General features: G+C 53.4%; 11 protein-coding genes. All 11 read left to right on the forward strand.

Going from position 1 to position 15798, the window contains the following annotated elements; genetic code table 11:
* The first annotated feature begins 111 nt into the window (after positions 1–111).
* The 11 genes from RWM61_RS08660 (at position 112) to RWM61_RS08710 (ending at position 15690) form a co-directional block, all read left to right on the forward strand.
* Positions 112–1848, forward strand: coding sequence for a sensor histidine kinase (locus RWM61_RS08660; protein WP_313999578.1), 1737 nt, complete (start codon positions 112–114; stop codon positions 1846–1848).
* On the forward strand, positions 1845–3419 hold the full coding sequence (locus RWM61_RS08665; protein ID WP_313999580.1) for a response regulator: 1575 nt from the start codon (positions 1845–1847) through the stop codon (positions 3417–3419). The genes RWM61_RS08660 and RWM61_RS08665 overlap by 4 nt, the downstream gene beginning before the upstream one ends.
* A 175-nt stretch (positions 3420–3594) precedes the next feature.
* Positions 3595–4515: an ABC transporter permease subunit gene (locus tag RWM61_RS08670; protein ID WP_313999582.1), complete on the forward strand. Its 921-nt coding sequence runs from the start codon at positions 3595–3597 to the stop codon at positions 4513–4515.
* A gap of 16 nt (positions 4516–4531) precedes the next feature.
* On the forward strand, positions 4532–5464 hold the full coding sequence (locus RWM61_RS08675) for a carbohydrate ABC transporter permease (protein ID WP_313999584.1): 933 nt from the start codon (positions 4532–4534) through the stop codon (positions 5462–5464).
* Between the two features lie 55 nt (positions 5465–5519).
* Positions 5520–7103, forward strand: coding sequence for a DUF3502 domain-containing protein (locus tag RWM61_RS08680; protein WP_313999586.1), 1584 nt, complete (start codon positions 5520–5522; stop codon positions 7101–7103).
* A 67-nt stretch (positions 7104–7170) separates the two neighbouring features.
* Positions 7171–9234: a beta-galactosidase gene (locus RWM61_RS08685; protein ID WP_313999589.1), complete on the forward strand. Its 2064-nt coding sequence runs from the start codon at positions 7171–7173 to the stop codon at positions 9232–9234.
* Positions 9235–9525: 291 nt separating this feature from the next.
* On the forward strand, positions 9526–10524 hold the full coding sequence (locus RWM61_RS08690) for a LacI family DNA-binding transcriptional regulator (protein WP_313999591.1): 999 nt from the start codon (positions 9526–9528) through the stop codon (positions 10522–10524).
* 272 nt (positions 10525–10796) lie between these two features.
* Positions 10797–12134 carry an ABC transporter substrate-binding protein gene (locus RWM61_RS08695; RefSeq protein ID WP_313999594.1) on the forward strand — a complete coding sequence of 446 codons (1338 nt, stop codon included), beginning with the start codon at positions 10797–10799 and terminating at the stop codon, positions 12132–12134.
* An 84-nt stretch (positions 12135–12218) separates the two neighbouring features.
* Entirely contained in the window at positions 12219–13103 is an 885-nt protein-coding gene (locus RWM61_RS08700) for a sugar ABC transporter permease (RefSeq protein WP_313999596.1), read from the forward strand.
* Positions 13103–13939, forward strand: a complete 837-nt coding sequence (locus tag RWM61_RS08705) for a carbohydrate ABC transporter permease (RefSeq protein ID WP_313999598.1) — start codon at positions 13103–13105, stop codon at positions 13937–13939. Before RWM61_RS08700 ends, RWM61_RS08705 begins: the two co-directional genes overlap by 1 nt.
* On the forward strand, positions 13939–15690 hold the full coding sequence (locus RWM61_RS08710) for an alpha-glucosidase (RefSeq protein WP_313999600.1): 1752 nt from the start codon (positions 13939–13941) through the stop codon (positions 15688–15690). Before RWM61_RS08705 ends, RWM61_RS08710 begins: the two co-directional genes overlap by 1 nt.
* Positions 15691–15798: the final 108 nt, after the last annotated feature.

Raw genomic sequence — 15798 nt, forward strand, 5'->3', positions numbered from 1 at the left:
GGAGAAAGATTTACAATATGCATGAAATCGCAATAAGGACCCCGCATGTTTAATTATGCCGAAGCGGAAGGTATGATAAGAATACAAATGACCGGCAAGAGGATGTCAGCTATGAAAGCCTACTTTCCATTCACGTATAAAATGATGGTGCCGTACCTGATTTTGGTGTTGTTAACGGATGCGCTCATCGGTTACATGTCATATACGATGCTCATCCGTTCCCGGACGGAGATGGCGGAAACCAATATCCGGACCGCCATGGAGCAGACGAGAAACAACCTGGAGTACCAAATGGACGAGATCCGCCGCATGTCCGACACGCTGTTCGGCAGCTTGTCCTTTCAGCGCGCGCTGCAGACCAGAGGGGATTCACTCAAGATCTATCTGACCATGATGGACGAGATCGTTCCGCAAATCCAGGCGCCGATGCAGTTGTTCGGGAATAATATCCGGTTGGTTCTGTACACGCTGAACGAAGATCTCCATTACGTGGCCGGCGACAATATGGCGGAGCCCATCATGGACAGCGATTATTATGTGCTGCCCTTCGCCGAGGTTCGGGACACCGATTGGATGAAAACGATCCAGGCGGATGGGCTGGACAATGTGTGGCTTCAGGTGGACACCGACCGGCAGTTATCGAATATTTCCCATTTCCGCAAGCTGGTGTCCTACAGCGACTATCAAACCGTGATCGGTTACGTCAGAATCACAGCCAGCCTGGAGGATTTGCTCGGGGATTTCGTCGCCTACCCGGTTGAAGAGGGCGTTTCGTTGCGGTTGACCGACGTGAACACGGGAGTTTCTCTGTATCGGCGCGGGCCAGCCGATGCCGGAACGGGCTCCGGCGCCTCGCTGCGGCTCACGGAACGGATTCCGGGCACCGATTATGTGATCGAAACATGGGTGCCCTACTCCTACCTGAATAAAGACGCCGCCCGGCTGGGACAGGTCATTGTGCTGGTTTGCACCGCCAGTTTTCTGGTTATGGCCTTCATCGGATATATCGTCGCTCGTCTGTCGGGGCGGAAGATGAAACGGATCGTTGCGTTGATCCGCTCGTTTCAGGAAGGCAATTTTCAGAAACGGATCCGGTTTGCCGGCAACGACGAGTTCGTCCAGATCGCAGATGCCTTCAATACGATGGCGTCCAATATTCAAGAGCTTATCAACAGCGTATACGTTCAAGGTATTCAGAAAAAGCAGGCCGAGCTGGAGGCGCTTCAGGCACAGATCAACCCCCATTTTCTGTACAATACGCTGTCGGCCATCAGCAGCTTGGCCAATCTCGGTGAAACCCGGAAGGTAACGGAGATGGTCCGCGGGCTGTCCAGGTTCTACCGGTTGTCTCTGAACCAAGGACAGGTTTTTATTCCGCTAGCCAGGGAATTGGAGCAGGTGGGCACCTATCTCGATATTCAACGGGTGAAATATGCGGATGCGTTCACCGTCCATTACGATGTGGAGCCGGAAATCATGGACATCCCGGTCATCAAATTAATATTGCAGCCGTTCGTGGAAAATATATTCAAGCATGCGTGGTTCGGGGATACGATCGCCATCCGCATTACCGGCAGGCGGCTCGGCAACCGGATCGAGCTGAAAGTGATCGACAACGGAATCGGCATGAAGCCGGAAGCGGTGAAAAGCATGCCGGCCCGTTCAAGCGAATCGGGCGGTTACGGCTTGAAAAACGTAGTGGAACGCATTAAGCTCAGGTATGGCGAGCAATCGGGCGTTCACATCGCCAGCATATACGGCGGAGGAACCACCGTGCAAATTCTGCTTCCGATCGACGAAAGCGGGGAGCAAGACGGACAAAGCCGGGAAGGGAAAGGCCATTCATGAATACGATCAACATTCTTTTGGTGGACGACGAGGCCATCGATCTGGAATGGCTGAGACGCCGGGTATCCGGCTTCAACTTGCCGTTGAACGTGATCGGCACCGCCAATAACGGATTCAATGCGCTAAAGCTGATGGAAGCGTCCAGAACCGATATCATCCTGTCCGATATTCGAATGCCGATTATGTCGGGGATCGAGTTCGCCCGCAAAGCGAAGGAGATCAATCCGTCCGTCAAAACCGTCTTCATCAGCGGGCATGAAGATTTCGGCTACGCGAAGGAAGCTATTCAACTCAATGCTTACGGTTATTTGCTGAAGCCGGTGGAGGATACGGAGCTATACGGGATGCTCGCGTCCCTGTGCGCGAAGGTGGAAGAAGAACGGGAACAGAACCGTTCGTTAACGGAGGCTCTTTCGCTCGTCCAGCAAGAACTGCTGCTGCGCTGGTTCAACGAGGCAGCCCAGGGACCGGTGGAGCAACATATCCGCAACGTGCTGCTGCCTTTGCCGGGTACGGGATCCGCAGCGGCCATCATCGAGCCGGACGATCTGGAGTGGAAAACACGCGACATGACGGAGGATCAGCGGCGGGCGTTGATCGCCGGTCTCGAGCGGTTTATAAGGAAATATACCGAGGATATGCAGCTCGGAACGTTCATCCCCGATCATCACGCGCGCTATGTCGTGCTGGCCGGACAGCAGGAGGAGCGGTTCTCGGAGCTGCTCGACGGCTTGATTCAGGCGGTGAGGGACGCTTTTCCGCTGACCGTTACGATCGGGGTCGGGAAGTTTGCGTATGAGTTGGAGCCGCTGCATGAGTCCTATCGCCAGGCCCAGGCGGCGCTGAGCGCCAAATGGCTGCTCGGCAAAAACCGCATCATCCGGGAGGCGTCGGATCCGGCAACGCAGAAGACGTTGGCCTCCGCTCTGGAGCCGACCGTCGACCGGATGCTCAAGGCCATCCTGGAGTATAATCTGGTCGCGATCGACGATTGTCTGCTGCAGCTGTTCGGCAAGGACATACCGTTGTCCCGGAAAACCGACGCATATGACCTTATCATTCGCATTACCTCGAAGCTGCATGCGGATCTTCAGCAAATGAACGAGAATTTGTACGAGCTGCTGAAGTGGGAGTCCCATGAGCCGGTCGCGCTGTTCCAGTTCGAGACGGTGCACGATATTTTATCTTGGCTGCGGCGCAGATTTTTTGAGCTCTCCGAGCTTCTGTACATGAAGAAGCGGAAGCAAAAACGGAAGCTGATCGAAGCGATTATGCAATATGTGGAAGACCATCTGGAGCAAAAGGTTACGCTGAAAGAGGTTGCGGCGCATTTCGATTTTACGCCCAATTATCTCGGCCATTTGTTCAAAGAGGAAACAGGCACGCATTTCAGCGAATTTCTGAACGAGCGCCGGACGAAGCATGTTTGCGAGCTGCTGTCCGACCCGACGCTGAAGATTTATGAGATCGCCGAACGCTGCGGCTACAAGAACATCATCTACTTCAACCGCCAGTTCAAGCAGTCGACGGGCATGACGCCGGGCGAATACCGGAAAAAACATAAAATATAACGCAATGCTTCAGCGTTGGGCTCCGGTCGTCAGACCGGAGCCTTTGATTGCTTATCAGGTGGACGAAAATCGACAAATCGTAGAAAGTGTATTCGTTTTAGTTGCTTCTCTGAATCCAAAGGACTCTGCCGCCGCACTATACTAAGGACATAGAGACAACGAGAGGAGCGGAGAGATGAAACGACACGGCTTTTGGCGCGATGTTGTCAAACACCGGATCTTGCTGCTGATGCTTGCACCCGCCGTCCTGTTTTTCATTTTATTCGCCTATGTGCCGATGGCCGGCATCGTACTGGCGTTTAAGCAGTTTAATTATGCCGGCGGAATTTTCGGCAGCCCATGGAATGGGTTTGATAACTTCCGCTTTTTCTTCGAATCGGGCGATGCCTGGCGTGTCACGCGCAACACGGCCCTGTACAATATCGCCTTCATCGCGGTGAACAACGTGCTGCAGATCGCGGCGGCGATCCTGCTGTTCGAGGTGGCGGGGAAATGGTTCCGGAAGATCACCCAGACCGTACTGTTTCTGCCGTATTTCATTTCCTGGGTAGTCGTCGGCGCGATCGCCTATAACCTGTTCAACTACGACGTCGGTACGGTCAACGTGCTTCTGAAAGCGGCAGGCATGGAGCCGGTCGACATTTACAACACGGCTGCTTACTGGCCCGTCATTCTCGTTACCGTCTCGGCCTGGAAAGCGGTAGGCTACGGTACGATCATGTACTTGGCCGCCATCACGGGCATCGATACCGAAATGTACGAGGCGGCCGAGATCGACGGCGCGAACGTGTTCCAGCGGATCCTGAAGATCACGATCCCGAACCTGTACCCGACGGTGATCATTCTGGTGCTGCTGGCGATCGGCAATATTTTCCGCGGCGACTTCGGATTGTTCTATAACATGGTCGGCAATAACGGACTTCTGTTCTCGTCGACCGACGTCATCGATACGTTCGTATTCCGTTCGCTGACGACCTCGAATGAGATCGGCATGTCGGCCGCCGCAGGCTTCTACCAATCCGTCCTCGGTTTCGCAACGATCATGCTGGCGAACTGGGCGGTACGCAAATACGACAAAGACCGGGCTTTGTTCTAAGGGGGAGGAAAACACAATGAGTGCAACCGGTATAAGCACCGGCGGCAATGTCCCGACGGCCGCCGGCAACACGCAAGCCGACCGCCGATTGCTGGCCGTCGTCGGCTATCTTTTCCTTACGCTGCTCGCGGTCTTCTGCATCTTTCCGTTCCTTCTGGTTGTATCTTCCTCGTTGACGGAGGAAAGCAAGATCATCGAAGACGGGTTCCAGCTGATCCCGACGGCTTTCTCTACGGAAGCCTACGGCATTCTGTTTCAATTTCCCGACCAGATGCTGAAGGCTTACGGAGTAACGATTGCCGTAACCGCCATCGGTACGCTGCTCGGCCTGTTCCTGACGGCAATGACCGCTTATGTGCTGGCCAGAAAGGATTTCAAATGGCGCGGACACTTCTCTTTTTTCTTCTTCTTCACGACGCTGTTCAGCGGCGGTCTGGTGCCCTGGTACCTGCTGATCGTGAATGATCTGGCGTTAAAGGATACACTGATCGTACTGATCCTTCCGATGCTGCTGAACGTCTTCTATCTGATTGTGATGAAAACGTTCATGAGCAGCATACCCGAAGCGATAACGGAGTCGGCCAAGATCGACGGCGCGGGTGATTTCCGGATTTTCCTGCAGCTGATCATACCGCTGTCCAAGCCGGCTTTGGCCACCATCGGGTTGTTTATCGCGCTCGGTTATTGGAATGACTGGTACAATGCGCTTCTCTTTATAACCAATGAGAATTTGATGCCGCTACAATATTATCTGTATAAAATGCTCGGCAATATGGACGGCATCCGCAAGGCGATTCTCGGCTCCGGCGCCGTGGTGACCGCAAGCATACCGACCGAAAGCCTCAAAATGGCGATGACGATCGTGGCAACCGGCCCGATACTGCTCGCGTATCCGTTCATCCAGCGGTATTTCGTGCAAGGCTTGACGATCGGCGCAGTGAAAGGATGACTTCAGGGCAACCTGGTTATCAATATATCAATTATTTTTAGGGGGAAAGTCAGCCATGCAAAACAAGAAAAAGTCCGCTATGCTCGTTCTGACGATTATCATGGCGTTGGCGCTGCTCGTTACCGCCTGCGGCGGCAATAACGGAGCGGCCGGCAATAACGGGGCGCAAGCCGGCAACGAAGCGGCTGAGGGCAACGAAGCACCGGCCGCCGGCAACGGGGCGGTGGATACATCCGAGGAGCTGCAGTTGAAAATCGTTATGGTCGGTGCCAAACCGGTCGATTATAACATCGTGTTCGCCGAGCTGAACAAGAAGCTCAAAGCAAAAATCAATGCGACCGTGGAAGCGGAATTCCTGGATTGGTCCGACTGGACGCAGAAGTATCCGCTGAAATTCGCAGCTAATGAGGATTTCGACATCGTATATACGGCGAACTGGGCTTTCTATAACGACCAGGCGCTGAAGGGCGGTTTCCTCGAACTGACCGAGGACATGCTGTCCAAGTATATGCCGCAAACCTGGGCTGCGATGCCGAAGGTTGCTTGGGAGCAAGCGAAAGTGAACGGCAAGCTGTACATGGTTCCGAACAACAATACCGAAGTGACGGATAAGACGGTGATCATCCGTGAAGATCTGCGCAAGAAATACAATCTCGAGCCGGTCAACAGCCCGGAGACCTTCGCGGCTTATGTGAAGACTGTCGCGGCTAACGAGAAAGGCATGAGCGCTTACGGCGCCAAGGCAGCCGACGGCTGGAAGTGGCACGAGCTCGACCAAATCCTGTTGGAGCAGCAGAACGAATGGAACCTCGTGGATTACAACGTTCCGCTCGCTTACAAACTGGACGACAACACTGGCAAGCTATTCAATGTCTACGATACGCCGGAATTCAAGTCTCTGCTCGGCTACTATAAAGACCTCGCGGACAACAACGGCTGGTCAAAGAACGTCGTCAGCAACAAAAACGACGTATGGCAGGACATGAAAGCAGGCAAGGTAGCCTCCTATGCCCAGAATCTCGGCACCGTTGCCGCGAACGTGGCCGAAGCCCGCAGAGATACGCCGCAATTCGAGATGGCGATCGCGGATTTGACGCCGGACAAGAAAAAAATCGGCGCGATCTCCACGCAGAACGGCATGGCCATCCATGCGACGTCCAAAAAGGTCGAGCGCTCCCTGATGTTCATCGACTTGATGCAGAATGACAAAGAACTGCATGACCTGATGATGTACGGGATCGCCGGCACGCATTACGAGCCGGTCGGCGACGACAAGTACAAAGCCGGCCCGAGCGCGGCGAATTATACCGGCTTCTCGAACTGGGGCTTCAACTCGCCGCTGAACCGGACGGACGCCTCCTATCCGCAGGAAGCGATCGACATGGCCGCCGAGTGGGAGTCGAAGCTGTACAATTTCCCGCTGGAAACGTTCGTGTTCGACGATTCCAAGGTGAAGAACCAGGTGGCCAGCGTCGGCAATGTGATGCTTCGTTACGCGATTCCGCTGGAATACGGCCTGATCAAAGATGGCGATAAAGGCCAAGAGGAGCTTCTGAAGCAATTGAAGGCGGCGGGCATTGACGAGATTCAGCAGGAGATGCAGAGCCAAATTGACGCTTTCCTTGCCAATCAAAAATAACGAATGAGAGGAAGGAGGTGACGAGCGTCTCCTCTTTTCTTGTTCACGACAAAGGAGACTGGTACAGATGCAGAAGAAAGTACCGCCGATCAGCGGCAAGCTGCCGGTATTCATGCACGGCGCGGATTATAATCCCGATCAGTGGCTTCATGACCCGAAGGTGCTTGAGGAAGACATCCGCTTGATGAAACAGGCCAATTGCAACGTCATGGCGGTCGGCATTTTCTCATGGTCCTCGCTGGAGCCGGAAGAAGGGACGTTTACATTCGAATGGCTGGACCGCGTACTGGATACGTTCGCCGAGAACGGCATCTATGCATGGCTCGCCACGCCGAGCGGCGCGCGTCCGGCCTGGATGTCGCAGAAGTATCCGGAGGTGCTGCGCGTTCAGAAAAATCGCGTCCGCAACCTGCACGGATTCCGGCACAACCATTGCTTCACCTCGCCGGCCTACCGCGAGAAGGTCACGATTATGAACGGCAAGCTTGCCGAGCGCTATGCTTTCCATCCGGCGGTGGTAGGCTGGCATATCTCGAACGAGTTCGGCGGCGATTGCCATTGCGGCTACTGCCAGGATGCTTTCCGTGCATGGCTGAAGCGCAAATACGGCACTTTGGACGCGCTGAACCTGGCGTGGTGGACGACCTTCTGGAGCCACCGGTACACGGACTGGTCGCAAGTCGAGTCCCCCGCTCCGCACGGTGAGACGCAGGTTCACGGACAAAATCTGGACTGGAAGCGCTTTGTAACCGATCAGACGATCGATTTCTACAAGCACGAGATCGCGCCGCTCAAGGCCGTCAATGCGGAGCTGCCCTGCACCACGAATATGATGTATATGTTCTATGACCTGGATTACCGGAAGTTCGCCGATGTGCTTGACGTCGTTTCCTGGGATGCGTATCCCACCTGGCATGACGCGGACTCGGAAGCCGGCGTCGCCTCATCGTTCGCTTTCAACCATGATCTGTTCCGCACGTTGAAGCAAAAGCCGTTCATGCTCATGGAGAGCACGCCGAGCCTGACCAACTGGCAGCCCGTCAGCAAGCTGAAGCGCCCGGGCATGCACCGGTTGTCCTCGCTGCAGGCGGTCGCCCATGGATCGGATACGGTACAGTATTTCCAATGGCGCAAAAGCCGGGGCTCCAGCGAAAAGTTCCACGGCGCGGTCGTCGACCACGTCGGTCATGAGCATACGCGGGTATTCCGGGACGTCGCTTCGCTCGGCCGGACGCTGTCGGGATTGACGGAACTGATCGGCACGACCGTACCGGCGGAAGCCGCGATCCTGTTCGATTGGGATAATTGGTGGGCGGTGAACGACGCCCAAGGACCCCGCAACGGAGGCATCCATTACGAGAAGACGGTGATGCAGCATTACCGGGCCTTGTGGGAGCTCGGCGTTCCGACCGACATTATCGGATCCGATGACGACCTGTCGAAGTACAAACTTCTCGTCGTGCCGATGGCCTATCTGCTGAGAGAGGATGCGGGTGCGCGGATCGAGCAGTTCGTCCGGGGCGGCGGAACGATTGCCGTAACGTATTGGTCCGGTATCGTTAATGAGAACGATCTGTGCTACTTGACCGGCTTCCCGGGGCCGTTGCGGAATACGCTCGGCATATGGGCGGAAGAGATCGAAGGCCTTCACGACCGCGACCGGAACGGGATTGTGCTGCAAGCCGGCAATTCGCTCGGACTGGAAGGCGCCTTTGACGTGCATGAGCTTTGCGAGCTGATCCACACGGAGGGCGCGGACGTCCTTGCCGTCTACCGGGACGATTTCTATGCCGGACGTCCGGCGTTGACCGTTAACGGACTGGGTGAAGGAAAGGCTTATTTCCTGGCTGCCCGCGTCAGTGAGCCGTCGTTCTATGACTCCTTCTACGGCAAGCTGGTTGATGATGCGGGTGTCCGCCGTGCAATCGATACGGAGTTGCCCGCCGGCGTCACGGCTCAGCTGCGGACGGACGGCGAGCATGATTATGTCTTCATCCTTAATTTTTCCGGCAAAGAAGCGACGGTGGGGCTGGATGAAGCGCGTTATACGGACGTCGAGAGCGGTGAAGCCGTAACGGGCGGAATGTCGCTGCCGCTGCACGGGCTGCGGATTCTGAAGCGGAAAGCTTGAGCATCGACCTTGTCGGAATAAACAAACGGCCTGTCCCTCAACGGGGCAGGCCGTTCTTCCATGGATCGTTCCGCGGAGCCGGCACCGGCCGGCAGATGGATTTCGTCGTCGTGATTAAAATTGGCTGCATCGTTCAGATTGCGGCCCAATTGATCCCCGAGACAGAGGGCTCTTGTTACGGTTCATCATCAATTCTGTTACGACCCTTAGAAAAATAGTGCGTTTTTGTTCCGGATTGAGATACAATAAACGCGAAACGGGTCTCAAATTACTGCCTATGGAGTGATTGAAATGGCAAACATCTCCGACGTCGTTCGTTTATCGGGCGTGTCGAAATCGACCGTCTCCCGCGTCATTAATAACTATCCCCATATTTCAAAGGAAAAGAAAGAACGGGTTTTGAAAGCGATGGAGGAGCTCGGCTATACGCCGAACCTGGCGGCGAGAAGATTGAGAGGGCAATTCACGACAACCATCGGCGTCATTGTTCCGCGAATCGTGAACCCCTTTTTCTCCAACTTGGTGGATGCGATCGAGAAGGTCAGTTATCAAAACGGCTATCAAACGATCATTTGCCAGAGTAATCTGGATAAAGAAAAAGAATTGACGTTTTTGAACTTGTTAAAGACGAAACAAGCGGACGGCATCATCATGACGGCCATTGAGAATGATTGGTCGGCCGTTGAGCCGTTTACCGAGTATGGCCCCATTGTGTTATGCAATGAATATGTAAGTGATCCCAATGCCAATGTCTCCATGATTCGTTTGGATCAATTCAAGGGGGCATTCATGGGGGTAAAGCATTTAATTGAAAGAGGGCACCGGAAAATTGCCTACTGTACGGGGGGGGCATTTACTGAGATCGATAAAGACAACGACCGCAATCTGGGTTACCGCAAAGCGCTGGAAGAGGCGGGAATCGAGATAAACCCGAATTGGATTATAGTCAATCAACATACGATTCAAGACGGAAAAAAAGTAATGAAATACTTGCTTGAATTGAAGGATCGCCCGACAGCTGTTTTTACGGGAAGCGACGAGGTTGCGGGGGGGATATTGAGCGCAGCCAAACAGTATGGATTCTCTATCCCTGGCGATTTGGCCATTGTCGGCTTCGATGACCAGCCCGCGGCGGAACTGCTGGATCCGGGACTGACGACCATTCGCCAACCCGTCGATCAGATGGGGAGGAAGGCAGTTGAGGTCCTTGTCGGGCATCTCAATGATCCCGGAAAGGCCCCGGATACGTACGAACTTCCGATCGAGCTTGTCATTCGTAAATCCACCTAGTTTTGCACTTATATCAACCTCTTTTTCACGATTTATTTATGAAGATTTTGAGGCGAAAATTAAGATTGAAACCGGTCTCAACTCGTGCTACAATACAGATGATCACGACGCAGTCAGGTGAGAGGTTTGAATAGGAGAGTGATTTTCGGCAGCGTTTGAAACCGGTACCAATTATTGTTTTCCGTACGTGTTTGAAACCGGTCCCAAAATTCTGGTGTTAAGGCCTTCCAAGGCCTTACATAAATTAAAAGCACAAAGATGGAGGGGTTTGCTTGAAGAAAACGTTAGCTTTAATTCTCGTCGTAATGCTGGCCGTCACATTGGCGGCTTGCGGTGGATCAAAATCCGCAGAACCTGCGAATGAGTCCCCCGGGACAACCGGCAATTCGGCCAACGGCAGCAAGGAAGCCGGCCCGGAACAAGAAAAAGTTGAAATCATCATCACCAACGGCAAAGGCGAGATCGCTGCGCAATGGGAGCAGGCGGCTAAAGACTTTATGGCGGCGAACCCGAACATCAAGGTCGTGGCCCAGTCCGCAGCGGTAGGCGATACGCTGGGTATCCTGGATAAGCTGACGGCGTCCGGCGAGACCGTTACGGTTGCCATGCTTGAGCCGAGCGCGGTATTGAACAAATACAAAGACTTCGGCATCGATCTTTCGAATGAAAAGTGGAACGAAGAAACGACCGACGGATTCAAAAACGCAGACGGCCAAATCGTCGGTTTCCCGTTCGCGATCGAAGGCTTCGGACTCGTATATAACACCAAAGTGGTAGAGAAAGCGATCGGCGGCACGTTCGATCCGTTCTCCATCAACACGCGCGACAAGCTGAAGGAGCTGCTCGACAAAATCAAAGCTTCCGGCGTGAAGTATCCGGTGGCTTACCAAACGGAAGCTTGGTCCGTGAGCAACCACTACAGCACGCAATTCCTGAACCAGGCTGAAGACGGAAACACGATCGTCGAGCAATTGAAGCAAGGCCAGTTCGATCTGGCGGGCAACGATATCTGGAACGGCTATTACGACACGATGGATCTGCTGGCATCGAAGGATTACAACAAATACGGCGAGCGTCCGCTCGGCCAGTACTATGACGACGCGCACCTGTCGGTCGGCAAAGGCGAATCCGCGATCCTGTTCAACGGCAACTGGGCGTTCGATTCGCTGAAAGCGGTCGCCGGCGACACGTTCGGCTTCATCCCGGTACCGGTGGACAACAACCCGGACAACCCGCTCAACAACAAAATCGTTGCAGGCCCGACGCAAATTCTGGCCATCAACAAGGACGCTACGCCTGCCCAGCAGGAAGCGGGCAAGAAATTCCTCAACTGGCTGGTGTACGATGAAGCGGGCCAAGATTTCCTGGTGAACAAATCCCAGATCATCTCCGCTTTCAAGAACAACCCGAACAAGGTAACGAACCCGCTGGGCGCAGCGATTGCCGATGCGATCTCCAAAGGCAAAACGGCTCCATTCAGCACGAACTATGTAGTTGCTGACGACTGGTTCAAGATCATCGGACCGGACGTGCAAAAGTATATCGTCAAAAAACAAACCCGCGAGGGTCTTGCAAAGGCTATCCAGAACTACTACGCGAGCAAGAAATAAGTCCGTACATTTACAATTGATCAAACGGGTGAGTGATAGCGCTCACCCTTTGATCATTAATTTCGTTTAGGATGTGGAGAAGTTATGATAGCGGAAAAAAGTAAAATCAAAAGACTTGGCAACCAGCTGTTTTTCACCGGTCCCACGATCTTTCTGTTTACCGTCGCCGTACTGGTCCCTTTCGTATACGGTTTTTATCTTACGCTGATGAAAATGACCTCCCCGGTAAGTCCGCTGGAATTTTCCGGGCTTGCGAACTATAAGGTTGCTTTCGAGGATCCTCAATTCTGGGATTCGATGTGGTTGACGATCAAGTATGTAGGCGCAACCATCGTATTAGTCAACGTGATCGGCTTTGCTTTGGCTTATCTGGTCACATCCGGCATCAGAAGCCAAAACTTTTTCCGGACGGCCCTCTTTACGCCGAACCTGATAGGCGGATTGCTTCTGGGTTATATTTGGCAGTTTATTTTTGTACAATCGTTGCCGACGATCGGCGAGAAATTCGGAATCGAGCTGCTGCGCCTGGGATGGCTCGGCGATGAAAAGCTGGCTTTTTGGGCGTTGGTTATTGTAACGATCTGGCAATCGGCCGGATACATGATGATCATTTTTATCGCAGGCTTAATCAGCGTCCCGCGGGATATTATTGAAGCCTCGACCATCGATGGCGCAAACGGCTGGCAGCGCCTGGTTAGAATGACGCTGCCGATGATGGTTCCATCCTTTGTCGTGACCGTGTTCCTCACTTTGAAAAATGCCTTTATGGTTTATGATATAAACTTCGCATTGACGGAAGGCGGACCTTACAACAGCACCATGATGGTGTCCATGCATGTCGTGCAGAAAGCGTTTCTTGAAGTAAACTACGGCGTCGGTCAGGCTGAGGCCATTATCCTGTTCGTGATCGTTGCGGTTGTGACCGGATTGCAGGTTTATTTCAGCAAGAGAATGGAGGTACAGGCATAATGGCGCTCCGCAGGCTCACATCGTTAATGTTCACTTACGCATTGTTGGTTGTCGCTTTTGTGTGTTTTACGTTTCCGTTTTTTCTGCTCATTGTGAACTCGTTCAAAACGAACGGCGAGATTCTTGAAAGTCCGTTTTCGATCCCGAAGACGCTTGATTTCAGCCGCTTCGGCGAAGTCATCGAAAAAATGAACTTCCTGGTCACGTTTAAAAATACGTTCGTGATCACGACGGTAAGCGTCATCCTGATCGCGATCTTTGCGGCGATGACCGCTCATTACCTGGTGCGAAACGCCACGAAGTTCAATCAGACTTTTTTTGCGGTTCTGGTCGCCTCGATGATCATTCCGTTCCAGTCGATCATGATTCCGCTGATCTATATTTACGGCGCCAAATTGAACCTGATCGAGACGGCTCCGGTCACGTTGTTGATCGCATTGTACATCGGATTCGGCAGCTCCTTCTCCGTATTCATTTATCACGGCTTCATCAAATCGATTCCGGTCGAGCTGGAGGAAGCTTCCTTGATCGACGGGTGTACGCGCAGACAGACCTTTTTCAAAATTGTGCTGCCGATGCTTGCGCCCACCTCGGTGACGATCGCCATTCTGAACGTGCTCTGGATCTGGAACGATTACCTGCTGCCATCGCTGATTCTCAACAAGGAACAGGATTTCACGATGCCGATCAAAATGAAGGTGTTCAATGGCACGTATATGAACGACTGGCAGCTGCTGATCCCGGCCATCCTGTTGACGATTCTGCCTATACTGATCGCTTACCTGATCGGTCAGCGTTACATCATTAGAGGCGTCATGCAAGGAGCAATCAAGTAATGGGCGAGCATTTTACGGAGAACACGACGGGACGCAATTGGTGGAAAGAAGCGGTAGCGTATCAAATCTATCCGCGCAGCTTCATGGACAGCAACGGGGACGGAATCGGAGACCTGCAAGGGATCATCGCCAAGCTGGATTATTTGCAGGACCTCGGCGTGGACGTCATCTGGATCTGCCCGATGTACAAGTCGCCGAATGACGATAACGGCTATGACATTTCGGATTACCAGGACATCATGGAGGAGTTCGGGTCGATGGACGACTTCGATCAGCTTCTCCGGCAGGTGCATCAGAGAGGAATGAAGCTGATTCTGGACCTGGTGATCAACCATACGTCGGATGAGCATCCCTGGTTCATCGAATCCCGGTCCAGTCTGAATAATCCCAAGCGGGACTATTACATCTGGCGAGACGGGAAGAACGGAGCGGAGCCGAACAACTGGGAAAGCATTTTCGGCGGTTCGGCGTGGGAGTACGACGAGCATACCGGCCAGTATTTTATGCATATTTTCTCCAGAAAGCAGCCGGATCTGAACTGGGAGAATCCCGAGGTCCGTCAAGAGCTTTACGCGATGGTGAACTGGTGGCTGGATAAAGGCATCGACGGTTTTCGGATCGACGCGATCACGCATATCCAAAAAATCCCGGGCTTGCCCGATCTGCCTAATCCCGAGAATCTGCCTTACGTATGTTCCTTCGACGGGCACCGAAACCGTGAAGGCATTCATGCTCATCTCGAAGAGCTGAAGCGCGAAACGTTCGATAAGTACGATATCATGACCGTCGGCGAAGCGGGCGGCGTAAGCATCGACGACGCCGCGCAGTGGGTCGGGGAGCGGGACGGGAAATTCAATATGATTTTCCAGTTCGAAACGAACGGGCTTTGGGACAAGGGCCGGGGCGGCACACTGGACCTGATTGCGTATAAAAAGACGCTCACCCGCTGGCAGAAGGGGCTGGAGGGCGTCGGCTGGAACGCGCTGTTCATGGAAAACCATGACCTGCCCCGCTCGGTCTCGGTGTGGGGCGATGACGGCGTCTACCACGAGCAGTCCGCCAAGGCTCTGGCCACCATGTTTTTCCTGATGCAGGGAACCCCTTTCATTTATCAAGGCCAGGAAATCGGGATGACCAATGTGAAATTTGAATCGATCGAGGATTACAACGATGTCTCGGCGAAAAATCTGTATCGGATCGAAAGGGAAGCCGGCAAGAGCCATGATGACATCATGCAGATCATCTGGAAAAACGGCCGGGACAATTCCCGGACGCCGATGCAGTGGAGCGACGGGCACCAAGCCGGCTTCACATCGGGAACCCCTTGGTTGAAGGTGAATCCGAATTATAAAGAAATAAACGTCCAAGACGCAATGAGCAATCCGGACTCCATTTATCATTATTACAAAAAACTGATCCGGCTGCGAAAAACCGATCCGGTCGCCGTATACGGAACCTACGACCTCATCCTGCCGAATCATAAGAAAATCTATGCGTATACAAGAACGCTCGGTCTCGAAAAGCTGCTGGTTATTGCAAATCTTTTTCCGGAAGAAACGACATTTGACCTGCCCAGAACCATCAAATGCATCACATCCGAGCTGTTGGCGGCCAATTATGAGGAGAACCCCGGGGCGACCGTTCGGAAAATCTTTTTGAAACCTTACGAATCGAGAGTCTATCGTTTAGTATGCGCTCCGGAACCTGCTCGAAAGGTCGAAGAACCCCCGTTGGCGGAGATGCTGTCCTGATCAGCTGTGGATGAAAAAAAACGATCTGCCCGCAACCGAATCCGATTAAGCAGCCTTCTCTAATAAGGAAGAGGCCGGCGATCACTCGCGGCCTCTTTTCATTTTGGC

It is taken from the genome of uncultured Paenibacillus sp. (genome assembly GCF_963515335.1).
GTDB lineage: Bacteria > Bacillota > Bacilli > Paenibacillales > Paenibacillaceae > Paenibacillus_I.

Excerpts from the sequence above, each read along its gene's own strand:
- RWM61_RS08690 (WP_313999591.1), top strand. The coding sequence starts at position 9,526 with ATGGCAAACATCTCCGACGTCGTTCGTTTATCGGGCGTGTCGAAATCG.
- RWM61_RS08675 (WP_313999584.1), top strand. The coding sequence starts at position 4,532 with ATGAGTGCAACCGGTATAAGCACCGGCGGCAATGTCCCGACGGCCGCC.
- RWM61_RS08685 (WP_313999589.1), top strand. The coding sequence starts at position 7,171 with ATGCAGAAGAAAGTACCGCCGATCAGCGGCAAGCTGCCGGTATTCATG.
- RWM61_RS08705 (WP_313999598.1), top strand. The coding sequence starts at position 13,103 with ATGGCGCTCCGCAGGCTCACATCGTTAATGTTCACTTACGCATTGTTG.
- RWM61_RS08700 (WP_313999596.1), top strand. The coding sequence starts at position 12,219 with ATGATAGCGGAAAAAAGTAAAATCAAAAGACTTGGCAACCAGCTGTTT.
- RWM61_RS08710 (WP_313999600.1), top strand. The coding sequence starts at position 13,939 with ATGGGCGAGCATTTTACGGAGAACACGACGGGACGCAATTGGTGGAAA.
- RWM61_RS08665 (WP_313999580.1), top strand. The coding sequence starts at position 1,845 with ATGAATACGATCAACATTCTTTTGGTGGACGACGAGGCCATCGATCTG.
- RWM61_RS08660 (WP_313999578.1), top strand. The coding sequence starts at position 112 with ATGAAAGCCTACTTTCCATTCACGTATAAAATGATGGTGCCGTACCTG.
- RWM61_RS08670 (WP_313999582.1), top strand. The coding sequence starts at position 3,595 with ATGAAACGACACGGCTTTTGGCGCGATGTTGTCAAACACCGGATCTTG.
- RWM61_RS08680 (WP_313999586.1), top strand. The coding sequence starts at position 5,520 with ATGCAAAACAAGAAAAAGTCCGCTATGCTCGTTCTGACGATTATCATG.